The organism is Pseudomonas sp. AC169 (genome assembly GCF_979258515.1).
This window is the reverse complement of the sequence record NZ_OZ409866.1, coordinates 158,267-185,124: the sequence shown is the minus strand read 5'-3', so window position 1 is coordinate 185,124 and position 26,858 is coordinate 158,267. Positions and strand designations below refer to the sequence as shown.

Below are 26,858 nucleotides of genomic sequence, written 5' to 3'. Positions count from 1 at the left end.
GGTACGGCGCAGAGGAGTTTCCATGGATAAAAAACTGATGGTGGTCGCGGTGGCGACGTTGGCGCTGGGCATTGGTATCGGCTCGCAGTGGTCAGGTAACGCAAGCATCGACGCGCATGCCGACGAGGCTTCCGAGCATGCCGATCACGCTGAAGAAGGCGCAGCGGCTGAACATGCCGAAGAAGGGCATATCGAATTGAGCGCCGAACAGATCACGGCTGCCGGCATTCAAATCACCGAAGCGAAGGCACAAACCATCAGCCGTGGCCTGCCGTTCCCCGGCGAAGTGCGCTTCGACGAAGACCGCACTGCCCACGTCGTGCCGCGTGTCCCAGGCGTGGTCGAGTCGGTGGCAGTCAACCTCGGGCAAACCGTGAAGAAGGGCCAGTTGCTGGCGGTGATCGCCAGTCAGCAGATCTCCGATCAGCGCAGCGAGCAAGCCGCCGCGCAACGTCGTTTGGCCTTGGCGCGCACCACTTATGAACGCGAGAAAAAACTCTGGCAGGACAAGATCTCTGCCGAACAGGATTTCCTCCAGGCGCGCCAGGCACTGCAAGAAGCCGAAATCGCCGTGAGCAATGCGCAGCAAAAGATCAGCGTGCTCAGCGGCAGCGTGGTCGCCACTGGCGGCAACCGCTACGAATTGCGCGCACCGTTCGACGGCGTGGTCGTGGAAAAACACCTGACGCCGGGCGAGGTCGTTGATGAAAGTACAGCGGCGTTCACCCTCTCGGATCTGTCGCGAGTGTGGGTGACGTTCGGCGTTTCACCGAAGGATCTGAACAAGGTTCAAGTAGGCAAAGCGGTCACCGTCAGTGCCCCGGAGTTGAACGCGGAAGTCGTTGGCAGGGTGGCTTACGTCGGCAGTTTGCTCGGCGAACAAACCCGCACCGCGACCGTCCGCGTGACGCTGGACAACCCGCAGGGTTCATGGCGTCCCGGTCTGTTCGTCACCGCGCTGGTCGCCACTGACAGCCGCGAAGCGCAAGTCGCCGTGCCGGAAACCGCGATCCAGACCGTCGAGGACAAACCCACGGTGTTTGTGCGCACCGACGATGGTTTCGAAGCGCGCCCGGTTGAATTGGGCAGTCGTGCGGCGGGGCAGGTGGAAATCACCCAAGGCCTGGAACCGGGCGTGCAAGTCGCCAGCGCCGGCAGCTTCGTCCTCAAGTCGGAGCTGGGCAAAGCCTCGGCCGAGCATTCCCACTGATCCCGGAAGGCCCTCATGTTCGAACGCCTGATCCAGTTTGCCATCGAGCAGCGCATCATCGTCCTGCTCGCCGTTCTGCTTATGGCCGGCCTCGGCATCGCCAGTTATCAAAAACTGCCGATCGACGCCGTGCCCGACATCACCAACGTCCAGGTGCAAATCAACACCGGCGCCGCCGGGTTCTCGCCGCTGGAAACCGAGCAGCGCATCACCTTCCCGATTGAAACCGCGATGGCCGGTTTGCCGGCACTCGAACAGACCCGTTCACTGTCGCGCTCGGGCCTGTCGCAAGTCACGGTGATCTTCAAGGACGGCACCGACCTGTTCTTCGCCCGCCAATTGGTCAACGAACGTTTGCAGATCGCCAAGGAGCAATTGCCTGAAGGCGCTGAGGCGGTGATGGGGCCGATTTCCACTGGCCTCGGCGAGATTTTTCTGTGGACGGTCGAGGCCAAGGAGGGCGCGCTCAAGGACGGCGGCACAGCCTACACGCCGACCGATCTGCGGGTGATTCAGGACTGGATCATCAAGCCGCAATTACGCAACGTGCCGGGTGTCGCCGAGATCAACACCATCGGCGGTTTCGCCAAGGAATATCAGATTGCGCCGGACCCGAAACGCCTGGCCGCCTACAAGCTGACGCTGACCGATCTGGTCACCGCACTTGAGCGTAACAACGCCAACGTCGGCGCCGGCTACATCGAGCGCAGCGGCGAGCAGTTGCTGATCCGCGCGCCGGGGCAAGTGGCGAGTACCGAGGACATCGCCAACATTGTCATGGCCAATGTCGACGGCACGCCGATCCGGGTGAAGAACGTAGCAACAGTCGAAATCGGCCGCGAATTGCGCAGTGGCGCGGCCACGGAAAACGGTCGTGAAGTGGTGCTCGGCACCGTGTTCATGTTGATCGGCGAGAACAGCCGCACGGTCTCGCAAGCGGTGGCCAGCAAGCTTGAACAGATCAACAAATCTCTGCCGGAAGGCGTGATCGCCGTGCCGGTTTACGACCGCACGCACCTGGTCGACAAAGCCATTGCCACGGTGAAAAAGAACCTCATCGAAGGCGCGATTCTGGTGATCGCGATTCTGTTCCTGTTTCTCGGCAACATCCGCGCGGCGCTGATTACCGCGATGGTGATTCCGCTGTCGATGCTGTTCACCTTCACCGGGATGTTCAGCAACAAGGTCAGCGCCAACCTGATGAGCCTCGGCGCGCTCGACTTCGGCATCATCGTCGATGGCGCGGTGGTGATCGTCGAAAACACCCTGCGCCGCTTGGCCCATGCGCAGCAACATCACGGACGATTGTTGACCCGTGCCGAGCGTTTCAAGGAAGTCTTTGCAGCGGCGAAAGAGGCGCGGCGACCGCTGATTTTCGGGCAGTTGATCATCATGGTCGTGTACCTGCCGATCTTCGCCCTGAGCGGCGTCGAAGGGAAAATGTTCCACCCAATGGCGTTCACTGTGGTCATCGCATTGCTTGGCGCGATGCTGCTTTCCGTGACCTTTGTGCCAGCGGCAATTGCATTGTTCGTCACGGGCAAGGTCAAGGAAGAAGAGGGCGCGGTAATGCGTGGCGCGCGTCGCGTTTATGCGCCGGCGTTGGCCTGGGTGATGAGTCATCGCGCTGTCGCGGTGGGCGCTGCTTTGGGCGTGATTGTCCTTAGTGGTGTGCTCACAAGCCGCATGGGCAGCGAGTTTGTTCCTAGCCTGAGCGAAGGGGATTTTGCCCTGCAAGCGCTGCGCGTGCCGGGTACCAGCCTGACGCAATCGGTGGACATGCAGCAGCGTCTGGAGACGTTGATTCTGGCGAAAGTGCCGGAAGTTGAACGTGTTTTTGCCCGCACCGGCACCGCTGAAATCGCGTCCGACCCGATGCCGCCGAACATCTCCGACAGCTATGTGATGCTCAAGCCGAAAGAGCAGTGGCCGGATCCGCGCAAGTCGCGCGAAATCCTGATGGCCGAACTGCAAACCGCAGCCGCCACGTTGCCGGGCAGCAACTATGAACTGTCGCAGCCGATTCAGTTGCGCTTCAACGAATTGATTTCTGGCGTGCGCAGTGATGTCGCGGTCAAGGTATTTGGCGACGACATGGACGTGCTCAATGCCACGGCTGCGAAGATTGCCGCAGCGATGCAGAAAGTGAATGGCGCGTCTGAAGTGAAGGTCGAGCAAACCACCGGGTTGCCGGTGCTGACCATCAACATTGATCGCGACAAGGCTGCGCGTTATGGGCTCAACGTCGGTGACGTGCAGGACACCATTGCCGTTGCGGTGGGCGGGCGTCAGGCGGGAACGTTGTATGAGGGTGACCGGCGTTTCGATATGGTCGTGCGCCTGTCCGATGCGATGCGCAAGGACATCGACGGCTTGTCGGCGCTGTTGATTCCGGTGCCGGCGCCTCTGAATGCAGCGGCCAATCAGATTGGTTTCATCGCGCTGCAAGACGTCGCCAGCCTCGACCTGGTGCTCGGGCCGAATCAGGTCAGCCGCGAGAACGGCAAGCGTCTGGTGATCGTCAGCGCCAACGTGCGCGGGCGTGATATCGGTTCATTCGTCAGCGAGGCCGGTGAGGTGATCGAGCGTGATGTGCAAGTCCCGGCCGGTTACTGGACCAGTTGGGGCGGACAGTTCGAGCAACTGCAATCGGCGGCCAAACGCTTGCAGATTGTCGTGCCGGTGGCGTTGCTGTTGGTGTTCGGGTTGTTGTTCATGATGTTCAACAACCTGAAGGACGGCTTGCTGGTATTTACCGGGATTCCGTTTGCCTTGACCGGCGGGGTCATGGCGTTGTGGCTGCGCGATATTCCGCTATCGATTTCGGCAGGTGTCGGGTTTATCGCGTTGTCCGGGGTGGCGGTGTTGAATGGTTTGGTGATGATTGCGTTTATTCGTAATTTGCGTGAGGAGGGGCAGTCGCTGTCGGACGCGATTCATGAGGGTGCGTTGACGCGTCTGCGGCCTGTGTTGATGACGGCGTTGGTTGCGTCGCTGGGCTTTATTCCGATGGCGCTGGCGACCGGCACAGGTGCGGAGGTGCAGCGGCCACTGGCGACCGTGGTGATCGGCGGGATTTTGTCCTCTACGATCCTGACGCTGCTGATCTTGCCGGCGCTCTATCAACTCGCCCATCGCCGGGATGAGGACACCGCACTCATGTCTAAGTGATCGCCCCTGTGGAAGCTCGTCTGCTAGCGATGGCTGTCCTACAGCCAAGGCCAGAATCGGGATGGGCGCTGAACCCTGAATATGCCGCAGCGCTGGAAACGATGGCGACAAATGGCTGGCGGCACCTGTTAGTTCTTACAGTATCGGGCCAGGGAAAACAGGTTCATTCTTGGTTCATGATGCCAAGGACTCGCGTCACCATGAATTCACACCATGACACAGCCACTCCGACCTTGTCGGTCATGGACCCGCGAGCATTGGCGATTCGTAGTGTTGCCTATTGTCGGCATCCGGACCAATCCGACATCGAATCGCGCATTACCCGGCAGCTCTTTGATGCCGCAAGGCGGCAAGTGGCGTCGTGGGATCCACGCTTGTGGGGCGCTGCGCCGAATCCGAATCTGGCCACCCTCTACACGTTGAGCGGACAAGCGGTACTGACAGACAGCGTTGACGCCGGTTGGCAGTTGAGCCTGTTGAGTGAAGCGGGTTCGATGTGTTCTCGCTGGGATGCGCGGGGCAACCAGAGCCATCATCAATACGATTCGCTCCAGCGGCCGATAGCGCTCATCGAGCAAGCGCACGGTGGGCCATCTCAGGTGGTTGAGCGTCGGGTTTATGGGGATGCCACGGATGAATGCGCGCTGCACAATCAGTGTGGCCAACTGATTCGCCATGACGATCCTGCCGGCAATCGGCACTTCAATGATTATGGCCTTGGCGGCGCAGTGCTGGTGGAGTCGCGGCGCTTTTTGATTGAGCTTGCGCCGCCCGACTGGCCACCCGAACCCGTCGACCGGGAAGAGTATCTCGAAGAAAAAGTGTACGTCACCCGCCAGACATTCATCCCGACAGGTGAGCTTCAGCGTCATACCGATGCGGTGGGTAACATCAAAACGGCGCATTACGACGTGGCTGGAAAGCCTCGCGCGACCTGGCTTCTGCAGGCCGGCGGGGGCAAGACGCCGAAATGCCTGGTCAGCGAAATCTGTTACAACGCTCAGGATCAGGTCGAAAGTGAAGCGGCTGGTAACGGTGTTATTGCCCGTGCCGAGTACAGCAGTGAAGACGGCCGGTTACTTAGATTAGTGGCAGCTGCCGGCGTACAAAAACCCTTGCAGGATCTGAACTACAGCTATGACCCGGTGGGCAACATCGTCGGTCTGGAAGACAAAACCGTGGCGGTAAGTTACTTCAACAATCAACGTGTCGAACCGGTCAGCCGATATCGCTACGACAGCCTGTACCAACTGATTGAAGCCAAGGGCTGGGAAGTCAGTAACCCAAGCCACGGCCCGGCATTGCCGGATCTGTTGCCGACTCCGCTGGACCCCAATCAACGACGCAATTACACCCAGACATTTGATTACGATGCGGCGGGTAATCTGATCACTCGTCACCACAGTGGCACCCCGGGTTTTTCGATGTTTACCTCTGCCGGCAACAATCGAAGTCTGGGGCAACGTGATGACGGTTCTCTGCCAGAAGAGAGCGATATCGTTAACGGATTCGATACCTGCGGCAATCAGTTGGAGTTGTTACGCGGGCAGACAATGGTTTGGGATATACGCAATCAGCTGGATCAGGTCACTCTGGTTTCGCGTGAAAACAGCACTGATGACTGCGAATGTTTTCGCTACGACCGACATGGGCATCGTTTGCGCAAAGTGTCCATCAAGCAGGCTTCCGGTTGAACCCTTCGCAGCGAGGTTCGCTATCTCGATGGTCTTGAATTACGTTACAGCGCCGGTGAGGGCGAGTATCAGGTCATCAATGTCGAGCTCGGTCGAACTTCTGTACAGATACTCCATTGGCCTGACGGTGCTCATGCCGATCAAGTTCGCTACAGCTATGGTGATCTTGTTGGTTCCTCTACGTTGGAGCTGGATTCGCAAGCCGGCATTCTGACACTGGAACACTATTACCCTTTCGGTGGTACAGCATGCTGGGCCGGAAAAAGTGGGCAGGTGGCGACATACAAAACCAATCGGTATTCAGGCAAGGAACGGGACGCAACGGGGCTTTATTACTACGATTTTCGGTACTGCGCACCTTGGTTGCAGCGTTGGATGAGCCCGGATCCGGCCTTTGATGGACTTAACCTGTTTGCAATGGTCGGAAACAACCCGATAAGCATTGTTGACTCCGACGGTTTGGAGGGGAGCGATGCGCAGAACAGATGGCGTAGGGCATACGCTGGAGTCGTGGCATCAATAGATGGTGTATGGGTACGCACTGTTGGCCCGGGAATAATTGCAGTCGACATCACTGGCGGTAATAAGCTTTTCAACCGCATGGGAATGGATATGGGACGCTCCGTCAAAGGTGACAGGAGTCTTGCCTATTTGTCTCTTGATCCATCAATGCGAGGCAAAGTGGCTGGGACCGAACTGGGTATTCGTCTGAATACAGTGTCGGGAGAAAACATAAAGTTGCAAGCAGGTCTTCAGAACTCGGCTGTCGTAGCCTATGTAAATGGTGGTTTTTTCAACCTGAAAAATCAGGCTAGCAAGTACGTCTCGCCCTTTGCGTCGATCGGCCCCAGTAAGATCGGAGGTCAAAAGCAGATTTATGCGCCTGTACCTTCTGACTATCGAAGACATTTTGTGACAGTCCGAATGAGAGACGGCTCGAGGATTGAAGCCGGACCTCTTCTGTCGCAGGGCGGCGAAGCTGCTTTTCCGGAAAGCATGTTAGGTCAGACCAAGTTTCTCTTTGACCCCAAGAACAATCAGCCGGGAAAGTTGAGTCATGCAGGTTCACCTAACATTCGTTCGGGAATCACTTTGCCCGGCGGATCAGAAACCGGGCAGCGTACGCGTCTGGCATGGGGCAACAGCACCGGACGTAACGAAACGGCTACGGGCTATACCATGCCTGAATGGTCCAGAGTGATGGCCAGGCTTGATGGTATGAGTGGGGCTGGAGGATGGTCAGTGAACCTTGATGGCGGATATTCCGCCGGGATTGGTGTGGTTGGCGCGCAGGGTGATGTGCTCTACAGGCGACCTCAGGAGGGCGCGCCAGTCAGATCCATCGGCAACTTCTTTGCCTACTATCAAAAGCCCCAGAAGCAGGGTTTTTTCAAAAAATGGTTTTCATGAGTATTGGCGGATGAGCCTTTTTTCCATCGCACCTGTTAGTTCTTACAGTATCGGGCGAAAGAAAACAGGTGCAGTCTTGGTCCACTGATGCCAAGGACTCGCGTAGCCATGAAGACTCACCATGACACCGCCACTCCGACCTTGTCGGTCATGGACCCGCGAGCATTGGCGATTCGCAGCGTTGCCTATTGTCGGCATCCGGACCAAACCGACATCGAATCGCGTATTACCCGGCAGATCTTTGATGCAGCGGGGCGTCAGGTGGCATCGTGGGATCCGCGGTTGTGGGGAGCGGCGCCAAAACCGAATCTGGCCACGGTATACGGACTGAGCGGGCAGGCATTGCTGATGGACAGCGTCGACGCCGGGTGGCAGTTGAGTCTTCCGGATCAGGCCGGCTCATTGCGTTGTTCCTGGGACGCCCGAGGTAGCGAATGCCATCGCGACTATGACGACCAGCAGCGCCCGATTGTTGTGACGGAGCAGGCCCGTGGCGAACAGCCTCGTGTGGTTGAGCGTTTGACTTACGCCAGCGCTGGCGATGCCTTCGCTCAGCACAATCAGTGCGGTCGCCTGATCCGCCATGACGATCCTGCGGGGACCCGGCTCATCCACGACTATGGTCTAGCCGGTGCCGAACTGGTCGAATCGCGGCGCATGCTGACGGACCTCGATCTGCCCGACTGGCCCAGCGCCCCTGAACACCGTGACGGGTTTCTGGAGGAACAGTCCTACGTCACCCGCTACCTCTTCTTTCCGACCGGTGAACTCCAGCGGCAGACCGATGCCATGAACAATGCCCAAACCTTCCATCACGACGTGGCGGGCAGACTTTCTGCGATGTGGCTTCACCCGGCCGGCGCGGATAAGCAACCCAAGTGCCTGGTCAGTGCTATCCGTTACAACGCGCACGAGCAGATCGAACGTGAGACCGCCGGTAACGGAGTCATGAGCCGCGCAAAGTACAGCCCTGAAGATGGCCGGCTGCTTAAGCTCAGCGCAGCCGTCGGCGAACAAACACCCTTGCAGAATTTGCACTACGTCTACGACCCGGTGGGCAATATCCTCAGCCTCGAAGACCAAACCCAGGCCGTGACTTACTTCAATCAGCAGCGCATCGAACCGGTCAGCCGCTATCGCTATGACAGCCTGTATCAACTGGTCGAAGCCAAGGGCTGGGAGGTCAGCCAGCCGAGCCATGGCCCGGCATTACCGGATCTGCTGCCCACACCGCTGGACCCCAATCAGCGGCGCAACTACACACAGACATTCGATTACGACGCGGCGGGCAATCTGCTCTCCCGTCATCACAGCGGTGCGCCGGGTTTTTCGATGTTTACCTCTGCTTGCAGCAATCGAAGTCTGGCCCAGCGCGACGATGGCTCTCTGCCGGGAGAACCGCAGATTTCGCAAGGATTTGATCGCGCTGGCAATCAGTTGCAATTGCAGCGCGGACAGGCCATGAGCTGGGATGCGCGCAATCAACTGAGACGAGTGACGCTGGTGCAACGTCAGGACGAGCCGAATGACGACGAAGGTTATGTTTACGATCGACCCGGCCATCGCTTGCGTAAAACTCGCCTCAGTCAGACATCCGGGCAAACCCTGAAATCAGAAGTGCGTTATCTGCCGGGTCTTGAGGTGCATCGCGAAGCGAACGGAAAAGAGCGGCATGTGATCAGTGTCGAAGCTGGGCGTAATCAGGTGCGAATGCTGCATTGGCCTGATGGCGCGGAAAGCGATCAACTGCGTTACAGCCTGAGCGATCATCTTGGTTCCAGCGTTCTGGAGTTGGATGATGGCTCGGGGATTTTGAGTCAGGAGCACTATTACCCGTTTGGTGGCACGGCGTGCTGGGCGGGTAAAAATGCAGTGGCGGCGAAAAGTAAAACGATTCGCTACTCAGGGAAAGAGCGGGATGCGACCGGGCTTTATTATTATGGATATCGATATTACGCGCCGTGGTTGCAGTGCTGGATAAGTTCTGATCCTGCGGGAGCAATTAATGGATTGAATTTATTTTGCTTTGCTGCGAATGCGCCTGTTGTTAATAAGGATCTGGATGGGAGGTGGTTTTATGAGGGCGAAGATGATTTTATTGAAACGTCTCTCGTCAAATCAGGTAAACAGATCGTGTCACGCGGACTTGATCAGTTTCCTACGCATCTATCAGCCATCATAAACTTACAGTTGTCTGAAATGGGGCGGGTATTTTCTGAAGCAATTTATGCATCAGCGCAGGGCTATACAGAATATTCAGATGTTTTACAAAGTTACTTCGGCCCTGAATACACGGCTATAGAAAATCAACTTCCACAAGTTTGGATGCGTGGGTTAGATCTGACAAATGCGTATGGCGGGCAAGCAGCAAGAGGGAAATTCTTAGGTTTTATCGGTGGGCCGGGACCTGAGAGGCACTCAAATGCGGAGGTCCGGCCAGACGATTTTTATGGACGAATTGCTATTAATTTATCCAGGATTGGTGGTGAGTTTGATATGGTTTTGGGGCACGAATTAATGCATTTGAACAGGGTTAACAGAATTGTACCTGTCGGGCCGAATGCGATGGATAATTTCTACTTGAACTCTAGAAGTCCTGAAATTTTGAACTATCCAGTGATGCAGTACGAACTCTCGGCTAGAGGGATTTCAGAGGCTATTATGAATGGTGGTTTAACTCTGGAGTTTTCAGAAAGGTATCCGGCATCCCATCGTGATTTCATGACGTCCGTTGAGAATTATATGGGGCTGCCAGGTATGCTGGATCTTGAAACTTCGATTTCCATTTTTAATGAGGCTCCTCACATGCGAGCGCAAATGGCATTAAATAACGCGGACAGTATTGTTTTTGCGGCAAAAAGTATGAGTCAGCTTTATCGGGCGAGGCAGGAGAACAGTAGTTTATTTTACAACTTGATTAATGGCTGAAAACTGCCATTTATTCAAATCTCTAATTGGCGAAATGCAGCGGAAAGTCCGCCCCGGCGGGCTGCACAAAGTGAAAGGTCGATCCCGCCGATGGAGAAAGTTGGCGCTGTACTCAGCCCTTGTTGAGCCCCCGCGCCAACAGGTCCCCCCCCAATGAACCACCGCCACCAACGCCACCCGTAAGACAATCACCGCCAACATGATCTGGCTCGCACCGCAGGCCGAGAATCGATTGCGTGGTTTCGGGCCGAAAAAGGAGGCTCAGTAAAAGCGAGCGCTTATCGCCAGCAGGCTGGCTCCCACAGTTGGTTTTGTCTCCGGCTTCGAAAGAGTCCCCGGCACATAACGGATCTGTAATTTCCCCGCCACCGTCACGCAAGGTTCGGATTGTTACCTTGATCCCGTCAGCTACTTAAACGAGGAATCAACGATGAAACTTGCCCAACTCAGTACTTTCGCAGCCGCTCTGGCGATCTCTTCCGTGGCGTTGGCCGAAGGCGGGGGTGACCGCACATTCGAGCGGATGATGACCAGCAACGACCGTTCCATGGAGTTGTTCGTGGCCAAGGAAAAAGCCGCCGGCAACCCGGTGGTCGTCAACGACAAGAAAGACGACAAGACCCGCGATCTGTAAGCCTGCTGCAGCTGAACAAGCCCTACATCGCGCATCGATGCCGGGCTTTTTTTACGCCCGGACGGGAAGGAAATGGATATGAAAGTACTCAAGTTGATCGCCTTCGCCGCAGTCATGGCGATGTCGCTGAATGTGCTGGCCGAAGGCGGTGGTGACCGCACCTTTGAACGCGCGCTCAGCGCCAACAGCAAAGCCATGGAACAGTACGCCGTCAACCAGGGCAAAGCGCCGCCGGTGGTGAAGGATTATGAATATGGAATGAAGCTGGACGTGGTCGAGGTTGTGAGCGTGGTGAAGCCGCAGGCTGCGTGCAATGTCGTGCCCACTGCCATGACGTATGAGGATTCCAAAGGCCAGCTCAATACCATCAAGTACAGCGTGATGGGCGTGTGTCGGAACGGCGGGAGCTGAATCTACGGAGGCCGATGTTCAGTATCACGATACGTATTTCAATTCGTGATGTTTAAAGGTTGTGTGGGAAGTGCGGAACCTTCCCACAATGTTTTCAGGTTGTCCGTCGGACGCCAGCTCTCTAGCCTGTGTGGGTCGCTGCCAATTCAGCGATCGGGATTGGAACCCCGTGGCTTTACAGAAAGCGAAAGCACTTTTCATGACGTATGCTTGCACACCTTTGATGGTATGCAGTTCGTTATGGCAGCTGTGCGCGGGAGACTTCGAGTCTGTCGGGTTTTCTGTTCCCCGGGTTCCAACCTGCGTACAGCTGCCACCCTTTCGATTGGAACCGAATGGGCCAGCTCCACTATCAGAACAGAAGATGAACCTTATGAAAAAGCCAACCCCAAATCCCCCCGAAGCAGACGCAATCCCCGACGCCAACTCAACATCCCCTTACGCCTCCGACGACACCCGAAAACTCCACGAAGCCGCCGACCGCGCCCTCGACTTCTACCTCAAACCATCGGCCGCCATCATGTCCGCGCCGTACATCCCCAACCAGATGTTCCTGGTCAATCCCAAAGCCGACACCGAGTCCTTGCTGGCCAACGCCAGCGAATCCCTGGCCTCGGCCACGGTCATGCTCGGTGACTTCGCCGCGCTATTAGGCGGCACCCATCGCAAGACCCTGCTCGGTATCGCGCAGGTCGTCATGCTTGGCGAACTTGCGGTGAACAAAGCGCTGGATAACGTAGATCCTGCTCAATAGGTCACTGACAAAGTGGCGGGAGTTGTATTTCTCGCCACGCCGTGGCTAACGCAGGCCAATGCCCGAACACAACGGAGACAGGTCAATGCCTAGTCCAATTGAGCGTGACGTGATTACCGATCTCTTTTCAAGCTGTCGAAGAACAGATCGAAAGAAACAGCACGTGAATGTTCTTGCACCCGTCATGTGCCAGCAGACGATTCTGGAGGCGCAACCGTATCTTCTCGATGACGTCGCATTCAACGCATTCGAGCAGACTATCGAAGCTAACCCCGCCCGAAGCAATATTCGCTTACACCAATTGAAAGCTCGCCCAAAACGTTGGAGCTGACATTAACCGTCGCTGGGTGTGCTGCCGAAATCAGGTGACGTTTTTCGAGGCGTGCAAGTCGTAATGATTGGCGAACTGACGGTGAGCAGTGCGCTCGATGATGTCGAGCCTGTGGCTTATTTACCGAGGGTCGATTTTATTTGTGTTGCGTGAGGCTCTCACAATCCCTCATCTGCCCTTTTCGAAGCGGTGGACAACCCCAAAGGAGAAAGGGAACAGATCTTCAAGCCATTCAAAACCAGAGTACGCCTCGGTTTTTCAGGTCGATGTATTTCCACTAAGCAGCTCGGTCAGTCCCCTCTACCTCTGGGAGAGGGCTAGGGTGAGGGCCGGGCCTAAACCTGAAAAACATAACCACGGCAAAACACAGAGCAAAAAAAAGCGCCCCGAAGGACGCCAAAAGATTCACCTCTTACCAAAGGAGCAAGGAGCTTCTAAAGGTGAATTTGCATCAACCGCGCAATCAAAGAATCGCCAGCGGATACTCGACAATCACCCGCACTTCATCCAGATCCGACTCGAACGCCGTGGCGCGGGTGGTGGCCTGGCGCAAGCGTAGCGACAAGTCTTTCATCGAGCCGCTTTGCACCACGTATTTGACTTCGATATCGCGCTCCCAACGCTTCTGATCGGTCAGCGGATTACCCTCGGCATCGCGACGTATGTACACGGCGTTGGCGTTGGAATAATCAGCGTCGGTGCCACGCGCGTAGCGAGTCATGAACGACAAACCGGGTACGCCGTAAGTGCTCATGTCGAGGTCATAGCGCACCATCCACGAACGCTCTTTCGGCGAGTTGAAGTCGCTGTACTGGATCGAGTTGTCGAGGAAGATCGAGTCGGACTGGCGCAGGTAATCGAAGTCGTCATTGCCGTTGTTGCGCTGGTGGGAGAGGGCGACCGAGTGGGCGCCGAGTTTCACACCGACACGACCGCTCCAGATGTTGTTGTCGAACTCGCCGAGCAGTTGTTTGCCCTCGTCGACGGCCTTGTAATAGTTCAGGCCACCGAATAGCGACAGGTCATCCGAGAGCGGATAAGTCCAGGCAGTGCCGGCGTAATACTGATTCCACGCATCCTTGAGGCGACTCGAATACAGGCTGAAACTGAGATGCTTGTTCAGCACATAATCGCCGCCGCCATAAGCGATCCACGGCGAATTGACCGGCCCGGCGTAGAACGTGGCGAAGTTCTCGCGCATGTCGCTGGACACCGGTTGGCTCATCGCGTGCAACCGACCGCCCTGCACCGACAGACCTTCAATGCTGGTGTTGCTCGCCGTCACCCCGCGAAAGCTTTCCGGCAGCAAGCGCGAGTCACCTGCCGCGACCATCGGATTGGCCGGGAACACATCACCGACCTTGATCACCGTATCGAACGCCCGGATTTTCGCAGCGCCACCAACCTTGGTGTATTCATCGCGCGCCTCGCCATCACTATTGACCGGCAACACATCAAACGAACTGCGCCCGCCGTTGCGCCCGTCACCGCTGTCGAGTTTCAGCCCGATCATCGCAAACGCATCAACCCCGACTCCGACGGTGCCTTGGGTAAAACCGGATTCGAACTTGCTGATCACGGCATGCGCCCAGGCTTCGGAATAACCGTTGTCGGTCGGGCTGGACTGGCCGTTGCGATGATCACGATTGAAGTAGAAGTTGCGGTTGAGCACTGTCAGGCTGCTGCCTTCGATAAAGCCTTCAGGCTTGTCTTCAGCAAACACCGTGGACGGCCCGGCGCCGACCACCACCGCTAACGCGGCCATCGATATTTTTGTAGGGTTAACCATCAAACACTCCTTGGGTTCGGCAGAACGGGAACGTGCTTCGGCGTGGGTTTTGTTGTGCGACAGGCAAGGGCCCGCCGGCATTGGTCGCCGGGTCACATCGTTGCAAGCTGCGGATAACGCGGAGGTGATGGGGGAATTACAATTTCGTCACGTAATAGGAATCCTGCGGCAGAGGTGTTCGCAATCGTAAGATGGCCTTGGCGATGTTCGTGTTTTGCCTAGAGCTGTGCTGGAACAGCGAAGCGGCTGCTAGCGGTCGGATGTTTTATCTGGCTCGTAGACGGCTATGCGTTCGACAAGTGCCTGGCCTGATCAAGACCGATCATTTGTACTCTCTTGGCATAGCTTGAATCGGGTACTGCCATATGGGCCTGTAGATGCCGACGCTCAGAATGCGTAATCGGGTTATAGGATTTTCCATAGACTGCTCCAGCCTCCTTGTAAGGTTTGGCCGTAAAGGTTTCTTGTGCAAACTCCTTGAACACGAAATCGGGGGATCGGGCAATGACATCCAAAAACACCACGCCCGAGTCTTCCCCTGTTTCGGAGGTGCCTGCCATCCAGTCCAATGCCAGTTTTGAAAATTGACGGAACTGCCAATTGATCACGGCATCTCCCGCTTTTATCGAACTTGCAGTTCGCAGGGAAAACAACGCCTCACTACTGTCTTGTAATGCCAACGTAGCATTCCGGACCTCATGCGCGGGCAGCGGCTCGCGCAGGTTTTTTTTCCAGAACTGTTCGACTTCTTTGGTCGATGTTTTTTCATAACTCTGGATTTTTCGGGTGATATCAAATGCCGCGGAGTGACTCTTTAAATAATCTGACCACCCTTGCAGCAAGTTGCGGGCCTCAGCAGGCGTCCCTTGGTAACTGGGGGTGGCCTGCATAAAGTAATCGACATTGTCTTCCTCTACTTCAATGCCTTCGCGGATCATTTCATTGAACCCTTCAAAGTCTGAAGAAGCGTTTTCCATATTGATTTGGAGAGCGTCATTGATTTCATCGATACGAACGAAGCTTTGCTGTGGCGACGCTGTGGCAAGGCCATTCAGGACACGTGACCTGACATGTTCAAACCCATATAAAAGCGTCACCGGCGCCAAGCCTTCGGCATCTACCCACAGGATCGGGTTATTGCGGACAAACCTATAATGGTTCAGGCCATCAATGTCCTCCGCTGGATCCGGATTCAACCACCGCTGCAACCACCCCACGTAATACCTGAACCCATAGTAATAAAGCCCCGTCGCATCCCGCTCCTTACCCGAATAGCGCAGCGTTTTATAACTCGCCTCGATTTCCCCACGCCCGGCAAACCATGCGGTAGTTCCAAACGGGTGATAACGCTCATGACTGATTACCTGGCCCGCGCTGTCGAGCTCCAGCGTGCAGGAACCCAAATGGTCGCTGAGGTTGTAACGCAGTTGATCGTTGTTGATGCCGTTGGGCGGTTCGGATTCCCAGTGCAACACTTGCACGCTGCTGCGTCCGGCCTGAACACTGATGACCTGCAACGTTTCGTCTGTGCCGCTGTGGGTGCGGATTTGCAGGTTCGGCAGGTAACGCACTTCAGCGATCAGCATCCGGGCGTTGGCCTGCGTCCGGCGAAGTTTGCGCAGGCGCATGCCGTCGGCGCCGTAAACATAGCGCTCGTTATCGTCAGCCGCGTCGTCACGTTCAACCGGCCGGACTTCGCGCAACTGGTTGCGCAGATCCCAATGCAAAGATTGCCCCGGTTGCAGGGCAAGCAGATTGCCATTGGCATCGAAGCCGTTGCGAAAATCTTCTTCGTCCGGTTCCTCGCCATTCAACACGGGCAGACAGCGGTTGCTTTGGGCGGCGGCGAGCAGGCGATGGCCGTGTCGTTGCGCACCTTCGTGGGTCAGTTCCAAGAGGTTGCCAGCGCGATCATAGCGGTAGGTCTGGGTGTATTGGGTGACTGCGGACGGATCGTCGAAAGAAGTCCATAGCGGGCCTTGATTGGCGCTGCCGGCCTCCCATCCCGTCGCGTTGACCAACTGATAGAGGCTGTCATACCCATAGCGATTGATCGGCTCGATGCGCTGGTTGGCGAAGTAACGGATCGGCAGCGCGGCGTCTTCGATGCTGAGCACATTGCCGACCGGGTCATAGGCATAGCGCAAGTCTTGCAGGCGTTCGTCGTTGCGCTTGGCGTGCAGTCGGGTCAGGCGACCATCCTCGGGCGCATAGTGCAGCGCGGTGATCACGTCGTTGCCGGCGGTTTCCTGCTCGGTCTGGCCTTGGGCGTTGTACTGGATGGCGCTGACCAGAGTTTTCGGCTTGGCTTGTTTATCCAGTTGCAGGCGTACTTCGCGCAACTGTCCAGCGAGGTTCTGCACGAAGAACTGGCGGTGTCCTTTGGCGTCGGTGTGTTCAATGGTTTCGCCCAGGGCATTGAACATCGAACGGCTCGTGGCCCCGGCGCCGGTTTCGATCAATACGTCGCGGTCGGGCAGCGGTTCGGGCCAATCGGGAAAGTCGAGGGCGCGCAAAAAATGTCGAGTCTGCTGCACGACGCCACCCGTCAATCCGAACTGTTCGAACAACTGTGTGCCGGCCGGATCATCGTGCCGTATCAGTTGCCCGCACTGGTTACGTGCGTCGAACGTCGGATCGCTGCCGCCATAAGCATAACGCTCCGCGCACAAAGGCTCGCCGTCGCGGGCGTGTTCGAACACTGCCAATGGCCGTATCTGTTCGTCATATTCGATTCTGCTTTGGCTACCTCGTCCGTCCCAACTGTGCAACGGTTGGCGCGCCTCGCCCCACAGATTGATGCGCCACCCGGCATCGACACTGAGCGTAGACAGTACCTGACTGCTCAGTGAGTACACAGTGGCGAGGCTGGCGGGCGCGGAGGCGTCGGCGAACAAGCGTGGATCTCGCTGCGCCACCAACCGCCCGGCAGCGTCATGGTGATGGGCGGTGATGCGCGCCTCAGGTGTGCCGTCGTCTTCGCGCCAATACGCGATCTGCCGCACCGGTATGCCACGGTTATCGATGACGCTCAGGTTCGGCGTCTGTGCATGGATGCCAGGATTCATGTCCACCAGTTCCGTCGCCGTTGTTCCGGTGGAGGCTCGAACAGGTCGTTCTCATCGAATGCCACGTTGCACCAGATCCAGTACCAGATTTCCCGGCGCAGGGGTTTCAGTTCTGCCGGGTTGCCTTGCAGCATTTTCTTGGCCAGCACCGTTTCGGTCGGGCGGCCCGCCGCGTCATAGAACTGCTGGTCGTGAAAGGCGTGTTGGCGCATCGAGTGGTCGTTGATGTAACGCGGTTGATCGGCGAAGTAGGGCCGGTAGATCCGCACTTTTTCGCCTTTGTTGTTATATTCCACCGGTTCACTGACGCGCCAGCGTCGCGGCACATCGGCTTCCAGCGGATGACCTTCGGCGTCGAGGCGCAGTTCGCCGTTTTCATCGACCTGCCAGGATTTTCCCGGTTCGACTTCCTGTTTGGTCTGCAAGGGGCGGCCGAAGCCATCCAGACACGCGATGCTGACCCGTACTTGCATTTCCGGGTCACCGGGATAGCGATCGGCAGTCAGCGCTACGGAGTACACCGGCTCACGTAGTGAAGCGTCGATCAGCTTCTTCAACTCGCTTTCGTTTGCGTCGGGATTTTCCAGATCCGCCACACGTTGCCGAGCCCGGTCGCACAGGTGCCCGCTGGGCAAGATGAAGCCTTCAGCCTCGGCCCACGCCAACCAGACAGGAGAGGGTGGTGACGTGCGGCTGATACGACCCATCCAGCTGAAAGTGTCCCAAAAACTGACGTTGGCGAAATTTCCGATGGCTTTTTTTGGATCGGCGATGGCGATGGCCGGGTCGCGGTCTGGAGGTGGCACATAAGTCTCCAGCGGGTCGAAGCCTACCGGTTCTCCCAGTTCGGTGCCGTGGAAGCTGATCACCAACGGTTCGCCGAACGCGTTGCAACGGGACTGCTGGATGTTGCGGTTGGCGTCTTCGATGGTCGCTGGCAGGAAAGTACGGTAATCGACGTCGAGGCTGCGGGTGGTGCAACCATCGGGCAAGGTCACCGCGGTGGTCAGGCACCAGTAGGCGTCGTAGGTGATCAGGGTTTCGCCGTGGCTTTGCGTCTCGCGGTATTTCTGCACGTTATGGAAACCGTCCAGCTTGTGGTATGTGGGGAAGCCCCGATGCACTGACCACAGGTAGTTTTTCGCGTCTTCGGGATCTGCCAGCGGCGCCTTTTCAGCGTCGGGCAAAAACAGATCCATGATGTGGTAACCGACTTCCGGCGATTGCAGTTTTTCCTTGAGGTTGAAGGGCATGTCGCCCTGCTCGTTTCTGAGTTTGTCGTAGGCACTGAGGGCGATGGCATCCAGTTCTGCCGTTTCCACATAAGCGGGCAAGCCTTCGAAGGTGGCCTTGCCCGGTGCGAGGGTCTGGCCGGTCTCGGGGTCGATATAGCACTGCATGGACAGGCCGGACAGCACTGCTTGTTTCGCCCATTGCCCGTCGTCCTTGCTCATTTGCACAACGTAATCGTGATCGATCCGGGCGGCGCTGAGGTCGTCCTTTTCCAGCACCAGGGCATTGCTGCGCTGCTGATACGGCAGCCCAAGGCGCCAGGCCTCTTCCTTCGCCAGGTGAATGGGCTTTGATCGGGTTTGCGTCAGGTACCACTTTTGTTGCGCTGGGTCATGGGCATCCTTCCACCATTTCTGATGGTGCTCATCAGTGAACGGCGGCGGATCATCAACGGTTCTGCGGCGCGCGTAGTGAACGGTAAACCCATGCAGACTTGTACCGTATTCGTCCCACTCAAGGTTGAGGTGGTGCTGGCACAACGGATCGTCCGCGACAGCAGTCTCGTACTGGTAGCTGATGGATTCCAGATCCAGAACTTGCAACACCGCGTAGGGCTGGTGCTGGCTTTTGGGGCGCAGCCTGCGCACCGCGTAACGGTGTTCCTGAACGGTGTAGGGCACGGCCGTAGCAGGGGTGTCATCCGCTGCGTAGATCTCCGAGCGCCGCGTGGTTCCGCTCAGGGCGCGGGCTATTTCTCGTGCGGTGTCTTCATCGAATGTGTTGAGCGGCTGCGTCACGCGATCGTTGAAGTGATAGTCCTGCACCAGGGTGGTTTTCAGGTCTACAGCATCTTTGTCGCGGTTGTAATAACCGTCTCTTGGCGGGTCGATGAACTCGCCGGTGTGGAACCAGGTTTTGCTCAGGATCGGCGCAGTGAAACCGGCACGTGCGCGCTCGGCCGCTGAGGCTTCGGTATCGCTTTGCAGGAGCAGGCGAAAACCGCGGAATTCGCGCTCGAAGCGGTCGTAATAACCGCCCCGGTAACTGAAAGTTTGCGTCAGTGTGTTGCCAGTGATTTCATCGCACTGGGTTTGCCGGCTCACCAAGTGCATGGCCATTGGCAGTGCGCACACCGGGTTCTCGATACCTGCGGTGTGCTGCTCGTGTTTCTCGTCCAGCCATTCCTGTGCGGAACTGCGGTAGGTCACACTGCTGACGGCGCCCATGTTGTTGCAGGTGCGGCTCATCAGATAGGGCTTGGCCTTGACGAAGTCATAGCGCCAGTGACGTGGCGTCATGTGCGGCACGGTGAGGATCAGGCTGGAGCACCCCAGCCCTTGCAGGTCGGCGGTGCTGACCTGGCAAAGTGGATCGTAATGCACACCTTCCGGCCACGGGAGGGGGATTGGAGTCTGTTCATAACCCTTGCCGCAGCGGTTCATGAACACCTGCAGGTTATCGGGCTGCAGATAGATCAGATCCACGGCCCCCGAGCCGTCAAGGTCGGCCAGCAGGACCTGTGCAGCGTTGAATTGCCTGTAGGCAAAGGGCAAGGCGCACAGCACAAAGCCTTTGCCGAAGCGACCACGCCCCAGATTCGGCCAGCATTTGACTTCGTTATGACGGATACGCACCAGATGCTGCTGACCGGTGCCGAGCACGTCGGCAAATGCCACCAGTTCCGCTGAGGTATTGCTCAGCACGGGCAATTGATCGTCATCGCCCTCAGCGGTTTTATACGCGTGGGGGACGTCGATGCCGTCGGCAAATCCCGCCATGCGCTGGTTAGCGTACAGGCGCACGCTGCGAGTGCCGATCAGCGCCAGATCGCTCAATCCATTACCCACCAGATCGGTCATCTTCGCCATCGGGTGAAAAAATTCGCCGGGAAACGCGTCGAAGGGCACGAACCCGGACCAGTTGCGATCCGGGTCGAGGGTGAAGCAGCCGGACATGCCCGGTGTCGCAACCACCCAGTCGAGCTTGCCGTCGCCGGTCAGGTCGGTGAGGGACTGATGAACCGGCTTGCTGCTGTCGGCCGTGGGCTGGTGGTCAAGGCGTTTCCAGTCGCTGTAGCTGACTTCGTCACCGCCGGCCGTAGCGCGTAACGGCTCGCGGTAATACCAGGCCTGGTCATACCGACACAGCACGCCTGCCATGCCTTCCCCGTACAGGTCCACGAGTTGATAGCGCTGCCCGTCGTTGAGGCCGGACATGTCGGGGAAGCGGACCCAGCCCGCAGGTTTGGCGTTCAGCTCGAAGGCGTTGTAACTGAACTCCATCGGCGGCCGGTTTTCCGTCTGGCCCAGGCCGTCGTAGGCCTGGAAATGTGCGGCCGTCAGATGGTTGTAGCCTAAAGGGCTGGTTCGGTGTTCCAGCAGCAGGCGCTGGACCAGTACGGGGTCATCTCCCAGTTCCTTGGGGAAATGATGAAACATCAACACCTGCCGACACAGGCGCCGGGTACCCAGTTCGAAACCGTAGGCGTAGATCCAGAACGGGTCGCTGCGTTCGGGCCATGGCTGTTGTTCCGTGAAGGTCGGTACTTGGGTCAGATCAGTGCTGCGTTCGCCATAATCGAACACCAGTTGAAAGTGCCACAGCTGGTTTTTCCAACTGCCGGGAACCCAAGAGTACAGATGTGGATGGGCCTTTTCGTTGCCGTAGCAGATGCGTTCAAGATAACGCTGAGCACTGTAGTCGCGAAATTGCGGCGCGATGGGCGAGCCTGTATCGGGCTTGTAGCGGTAGACAATGTGCTCACCCCGGGTGTTGAGGCTTTCGTCGATCATCCACACCCCGACGCGCTGCGGGTCGCTCGGGTCTGCGCGGCGCGAATCAGTGCTAATACCGTACACGTGCAGACTGCCGTCGGCACCGTGGATCAACCAGAAACCCGGCTTGTCCGCGCTGTTTGACCAGTGTTCGATCAGGGCAAAATCGCCCTCGACCCGTGGCCAGTGACGCACCACCTGGTACTCACTTTCCAAGGGCCATTTGTTGTAGAAGGACGCGTTGCGAGAGATCAGCTCACCGTTGTCATTGCGTTCGGGCATCCATACATCGCCACTTGGCCCGACCACCTGGTCGCTGCCATCGTAGGTCGGCACCCCTTTGGCGGTGCGCAGGGTGATGGCGTTGACGGTGAACTGCCAGCCGATCCCGCAAGGGCTGTTGCCGGTGTCGTTGCTGTAATTCAACGCTACGGCCGGGGCAAAACCGCGTCCGGGGGAAATCGGCAGGGGCACTGCCAGCGACGCCGTTCCTTTGGTGCCGATGCCGCCCCAGCCCTTGCCGATGCTTTGGATGGCGCCGCCCATTTTCGGCAGGGCGGGCGTGTTGATCTGCATCGTCGACTGTTGCTGCGGTGGCTGTTGTTCGTTCATAGCGAACCGCCTTCGCGTCTGGCCGTGTAGCTCACGTGCACGATGAGGTCGGTGAGGGATTTGAGCATGGCCTCCTGAGCTTTGTGATTGGGGAAGATCAGGTTCCAGCGTGATACGGCGCCGGTGTACTCGAATGGCAGGTAACGTTCGTCCTGAAAGTTGAGCTGGAACATGCCGTTATCTTCCAGCGAGGTGGAGAGCGCAATCTGCTGGCTGGCCCGCAGGTTTTCCTTGGCGTTACCCGCCGTGGCGGCCATTTCCACCTTGCTGTAGGTCTGTCTCAGTACGGCACGAATATCCTGATAGGGACCAAGGCAGGCCGGCAGGGTCACGCTGATAGTCTTGATTCGGCGCAGGTAGTGATTTTCACCGGCGTAATCATCGTCGAACATGGCCTGGGTCAGTTCGAATTCACAGGTGCCGTTGTCGACCAGTGATTTTTTGATCTCATCCCACGGTTTATTGATGGTTGAGCCTGCATCCTTGTCGTTCAGATCCTTCAGGGATACGGTTTTCCTGATCTCCAGATCTCGCCGGTTGTTCTGCAGATACTGGCTGTGCATCTGTTGCAGGCTCATTTTCAGTTCTTCGCCGGCACCGAGGCCGCGGTAGCTGGCGTTCCACGCGCCGGGGCGGATGAACGTCCGGTTGAAGTCCCCCATCTCGTATTGCCAGCAGGCTTCGGCGGCCTGACACAGAGATTGCGCGGTGGTATAGGCGGTGTGGTAGAAACTGGCGAATTTGCTGTTAAGCCAGTCATAGGTCTGCGAGCGACTGAAGCGGTTGCTGCTCAGCAGGAAATCATGGGTGGCTTTGGCCTGGTTGAGGGCGGTTTGCGCTTGGTGCAGTTGGAGTTGGGTGGCTTGGTGTTGCGCTTCCTGGACGGCGAGTTGGGCTTTGATTTGTTCTGCTTCGAGTTTTGATTGGTCGAGGGCTTGAGTCCATTCTTGGGCGCGGCGGCGGTATTGTTCGATGCGGTCCATGAGTTGGCCGCTACTGGTTAACAGTGCTGCAGCCGATTTTGCAAATGCCACGACGTTCATAGCTGGCGCCTCTAGACGGGCGCCCCCTACTGAAAAGCCGATAATGTTAGGTGGGAATTTTACTAATTCGCCCGCGGCCTCAGCTACATATCCTCCGGTTGCCGCCAAGCTGCTTAAAAAGTGAGCAGCCTGCGCACCCTTTTCGAGTGGGCTGACGCCTTCGTCAATCATTCTTTGATAAAAGTTGACTCTCCCCGCTATAGCGGCTTGACTGGCCAGCAACGCCTCCCTGTTCTTCTCATCGATCTTCCCGGTCTGAGCCTGAATATCCACCGCCATTTTCGCCAGGTTCCACGCCTGTTGCTGCTGCAACTCAAGGTACTGCGCTTGTTCCTTGCGCTCGATCAGCGACAACAGCGTCGAGCCGAACTGGATCACGCTGTCCACTGCGTTCTGCGCCAGAGCGAACATGAAGCTGAAACGGTAATGGGGAATCTGCGGACTCAACAGCCGGCTCAGCGCTGCCCCTGACAGACCCTGGCCCCAGGCAGCGAGCAGGGCGCGCGGATCCAGCGGTGCCGCGAACAACGGCAGATTCAAGGGATTGCCTGCCATGTCGAGGTTGTGGCGCAGGTTGTACAAGCGGCTTTCGGCCCGGTCCCAGCGCTTGATCAATTCCGGGTTGAACGGCCGGCGCAAATATGGATTGTCCACGGTGGGCAATGATGAATCGTCGCCGTAAGGCCGCAGACACAGCAATGGCGCGTCCTGCGATGCCGGGGCTTTGCCGATGCGCAGTGGCGGCTGTTCCTGAAGCTGGTGTTGAGTGTCGATCAGTAGCTGCTCGAAGGCACGCAGGTCGTCATTTTTCGCAGCGGCCAACTCATCCAGTTTGCGCGCTACATGGTCGTCGAACTGCCTGACATCCGGACGCGGCCCAAGCAAACCGAGAATATGGACATAGCGCAACTTGGCTTCCGCCAGACCGTCCGGTGTCAGTTCTCGGTAGTCCTGATCGGCCTGATTGCTTTCGATATCGATATAGAGTCCGTAAAGGGCCTTGCGAAAGTGCACTGGAAAACTCAGCGCAATCTGATGCGGATCGTCTGGATACAGAATGGCCTGGCTGGGGTCTGGTGCACCGGGCCAGACGGGCGACTCCAGAGGCACAGACTGCCAATAGCCGGGATGTCCCGGATCGGCGCTTTGCCGTGAAGGATCGAAGAGATACGCCAGCCAGTGTTTGGCTTCCTCGTACTGCTGTTCCTCGTTCAAGCGATAGGCCACCAGCCACGGCACGTACAGGAACAGTTCGAGGAAATACAGATAGTACCCACCGGAGAAGTCCATGGATTGCGCGCCTAGATCGTTGGGAATGGGCGGTTCCGTTTGTTGTGTCTGGGTTTCCCAACTCAGTAGCGGATCCATACCGCTCTCGGCGAGCTGGATCAGCTGTCGGGCGAAAGTGGTGTTCATACGGATAGGCGCCCGCGGAGGTGTTTCAGATTCATCTCCGTCACTTAAGCTGATGCTTGATCCGGTAAAGTCGATGTACTGGGCATTGCCCAGAGAGGGGCTGTCATGGTCGTTGATGCGCGGCGCTATTTGTTGTTCTGTTGCCAGAGCCTCCCCCCAAGTGATGGATATCGCTTTCAGCGCGCCGCCCACTAATGAATAGCCGAAGCGATCCTTGTTGTGGATAAGGACGCCATACACCAACGGGATTTTCAGCTCAGCGGGATTGTCAGGCCACTCAACCGGCCAGCCGACGGGTTGGTACGTAATCTTGTCGACGGGGACTGTGATTCCTCCTCCGCCTGAGAACTCGTGAAGTTTTTCGACGATCCCGGAGCTATACAGGGAACGCATATCTTCAAGTTTTGCAGGAAACCCGGGGGCCGTTACGTCCAGAGGATGCCCTATGAAAAGCTGGTAACCGTAAGCCTCGACGACATGATTTTTGACACGAGGAGCGACGGGCATCGTAGAACTCTCTACACCTTTGGGAGAGCGCCAGACATCAAGTAACTCAATCTGATCGGGATGATCCCGCAATAGGTCGAGGATGTCCGAACCCGCCAACTTCCCTGCGAGAGATGTGATTCCGCCCGGCGGTATGCGAGGAACAGAGAATTCGGTTCGGTTGTTACTGTCAGGGTCGGAAACAAGGCTTCTGATGCTGTCCGGGTTGCCTCTGAAGCAATACACCGTATCCTGGCTATTCATGAATTCGCCGAAGGACTTGATCTCTGAGCCTTCGAGCAGCGTGAGCCATTGACCTTTGTCGGTATGACTGAACACGAGTGTCAAGTGGAAGAGTTCCACGCTGGAAGAGCTAAAAACAGAGAATTTGATCGTGGTGATGTCCGCAAAACCGTCATCCAGTCTCAAGGTCAATCCGATACTTGAGCGGCCAGGATAGTAGACGAGATCGGCACCTTTTTCCCAGGTCTTGATGCGCGACTGCCAATTGTTGAAGTCCCACGTATCCTTTTCTGTTTCCGGAGTTTCGTGCTCGATAGCACCAAACACCGGGATGGTTGAGGGAAGCCAGTACTGAAAACGCCCGGCGTTTCTATTGGCGAAGATGTGACCGATCAGCAGCACATGCCCTGAGCCATCCTGGACAGCTGTGGCGGACGGAAGCGCAGCCGGTTTCTCATTGGGCACGACCCCATTTGACGGAAACAGCGGCGTGACATTGAAGTTCTTGTCGATCCGCACCGTTCTCAGAAAATTGTATTTTTCGGCATCGCCAGGATCGGAGGTTTTGGCCTGATAGTTCGAATACAACATGATCACCATCGACTCCGGCGACGTCGAATGGTCATACACCGCAATGGTCTGGGTTTCCTCTGCGATCTGTTCCAGGGGTTTGACGATAAGCTCTGCCGTCTTGCAATAGCTCTCGATATAAATCCGGGGTGTGCTCCAGCTGTCGTCGTATTTCTTGTAGCTGGCATACAAGCGAAACCGCGGATTGACCTTGACGCCGGCATCGGCTCTCCCTTCTACAGGGAGCTGCGTGGCGTCGGCATCCTGAAGTTCCAGTTCGGCCCAGACCACAAACAAGCGGTTGTTGAACCAGCATGGACGAATCGTGTGTTCAAGGGCCTTTTCCGAAATCGGCACATTGGCTCTCCGCCAGTCCGACCAGGCATTGGGCAGGGGCTTGTCGAATTTGTCTGGAACAATGCCGGGGCCGGCGGCGGGTTTTTTGACCGGGCGTTGGCTCATGTCCAAAGAGCGCCAGTAGTAGGCGTTTTCAGCGGGGGATTTACCGATAAAGTAGTAAGTACTGTTGGCGAAGTCTTCGCCATCGATGTAACCGTTGCAGATATTCAGGTTGGCGATTTCTTCGAATTTCGCCAGATAAGACAGCACCGCAGACTGTACCGTTTCGGGCTGAATCTGTGCCTGGTTGAGGTCGTTTTCCAGTTGCTCGAAGCTGTCGGTCTTGGTCAAGCGCATCGTGGGGTCGAGATAGATGTCCGGGGAGTAATGCAACTGCTGGATGGCGGACCAGATCGGGTAGCGATTGAGACCGTCGCGCCATGTCTTGATCTGCTGGGGCGTAAAGCTGACGTCGCTGTAACCCGGTTCCATGTTCAGCATCATGCTGTTGATCTGTTGTTGGTAACTGGCAATGGCGCAGGCCACCGGGCTGGTTGGCACATCCTGGCTGACCAGCACGTCCAGCAACCAGAATTCGTAGAGGTCGTTGGCAGTCTTGATTTGTTGGACCAGCCCCTGCTCGATCAGGTACGGATCTTTGGGCACGGCCTCATGCAGATACAGGGCGAGCATCGCATCACGAAATGCTTCATTGAGGGGGGCGTCGAAGGCAGTCGTCATG

General features: G+C 57.1%; 13 protein-coding genes. 9 read left to right on the top strand and 4 right to left on the bottom strand.

Annotated features, from left to right (window positions below; translation table 11 throughout):
* The first annotated feature begins 22 nt into the window (after positions 1-22).
* From ACZZ0G_RS00810 to ACZZ0G_RS00770, 9 genes are all read left to right on the top strand, one after another.
* Complete coding sequence (locus tag ACZZ0G_RS00810; protein WP_463554958.1) at positions 23-1,210, top strand: efflux RND transporter periplasmic adaptor subunit; 1,188 nt, start codon at positions 23-25, stop codon at positions 1,208-1,210.
* A 15-nt stretch (positions 1,211-1,225) separates the two neighbouring features.
* The gene (locus tag ACZZ0G_RS00805) at positions 1,226-4,381 is read left to right on the top strand and encodes a CusA/CzcA family heavy metal efflux RND transporter (protein WP_463554957.1); all 3,156 of its coding nucleotides are present in this window, start codon (positions 1,226-1,228) and stop codon (positions 4,379-4,381) included.
* A 200-nt stretch (positions 4,382-4,581) separates the two neighbouring features.
* The gene (locus ACZZ0G_RS00800) at positions 4,582-6,075 is read left to right on the top strand and encodes an RHS repeat domain-containing protein (protein ID WP_463554956.1); all 1,494 of its coding nucleotides are present in this window, start codon (positions 4,582-4,584) and stop codon (positions 6,073-6,075) included.
* A 183-nt stretch (positions 6,076-6,258) separates the two neighbouring features.
* Positions 6,259-7,485, top strand: a complete 1,227-nt coding sequence (locus ACZZ0G_RS00795) for an RHS repeat-associated core domain-containing protein (RefSeq protein WP_463554955.1) — start codon at positions 6,259-6,261, stop codon at positions 7,483-7,485.
* 108 nt (positions 7,486-7,593) lie between these two features.
* On the top strand, positions 7,594-10,413 hold the full coding sequence (locus ACZZ0G_RS00790; RefSeq protein ID WP_463554954.1) for an RHS repeat domain-containing protein: 2,820 nt from the start codon (positions 7,594-7,596) through the stop codon (positions 10,411-10,413).
* A 430-nt stretch (positions 10,414-10,843) separates the two neighbouring features.
* A complete protein-coding gene (locus ACZZ0G_RS00785) occupies positions 10,844-11,047 on the top strand; it encodes a co-regulatory protein PtrA N-terminal domain-containing protein (protein WP_150730408.1) in 204 nt (67 codons plus the stop codon).
* 78 nt (positions 11,048-11,125) lie between these two features.
* Complete coding sequence (locus tag ACZZ0G_RS00780; protein WP_463554953.1) at positions 11,126-11,458, top strand: DUF2790 domain-containing protein; 333 nt, start codon at positions 11,126-11,128, stop codon at positions 11,456-11,458.
* Between the two features lie 373 nt (positions 11,459-11,831).
* A complete protein-coding gene (locus ACZZ0G_RS00775; RefSeq protein ID WP_463554952.1) occupies positions 11,832-12,212 on the top strand; it encodes a DUF6124 family protein in 381 nt (126 codons plus the stop codon).
* A gap of 85 nt (positions 12,213-12,297) precedes the next feature.
* On the top strand, positions 12,298-12,543 hold the full coding sequence (locus ACZZ0G_RS00770) for a hypothetical protein (protein ID WP_077573626.1): 246 nt from the start codon (positions 12,298-12,300) through the stop codon (positions 12,541-12,543).
* A 463-nt stretch (positions 12,544-13,006) separates the two neighbouring features.
* Here the strand turns inward: ACZZ0G_RS00770 and ACZZ0G_RS00765 are convergent, their stop codons facing one another.
* The 4 genes from ACZZ0G_RS00765 to ACZZ0G_RS00750 form a co-directional block, all read right to left on the bottom strand.
* Positions 13,007-14,332, bottom strand: a complete 1,326-nt coding sequence (locus ACZZ0G_RS00765; RefSeq protein ID WP_463554951.1) for an OprD family porin — start codon at positions 14,330-14,332, stop codon at positions 13,007-13,009.
* A 284-nt stretch (positions 14,333-14,616) separates the two neighbouring features.
* Complete coding sequence (locus tag ACZZ0G_RS00760) at positions 14,617-17,229, bottom strand: RHS repeat domain-containing protein (protein WP_463554950.1); 2,613 nt, start codon at positions 17,227-17,229, stop codon at positions 14,617-14,619.
* A 167-nt stretch (positions 17,230-17,396) separates the two neighbouring features.
* Positions 17,397-22,019: a SpvB/TcaC N-terminal domain-containing protein gene (locus tag ACZZ0G_RS00755; RefSeq protein WP_463554949.1), complete on the bottom strand. Its 4,623-nt coding sequence runs from the start codon at positions 22,017-22,019 to the stop codon at positions 17,397-17,399.
* A complete protein-coding gene (locus ACZZ0G_RS00750; RefSeq protein ID WP_463554948.1) occupies positions 22,016-26,857 on the bottom strand; it encodes a Tc toxin subunit A-related protein in 4,842 nt (1,613 codons plus the stop codon). Before ACZZ0G_RS00750 ends, ACZZ0G_RS00755 begins: the two co-directional genes overlap by 4 nt.
* Between the last annotated feature and the right edge of the window lies 1 nt (position 26,858).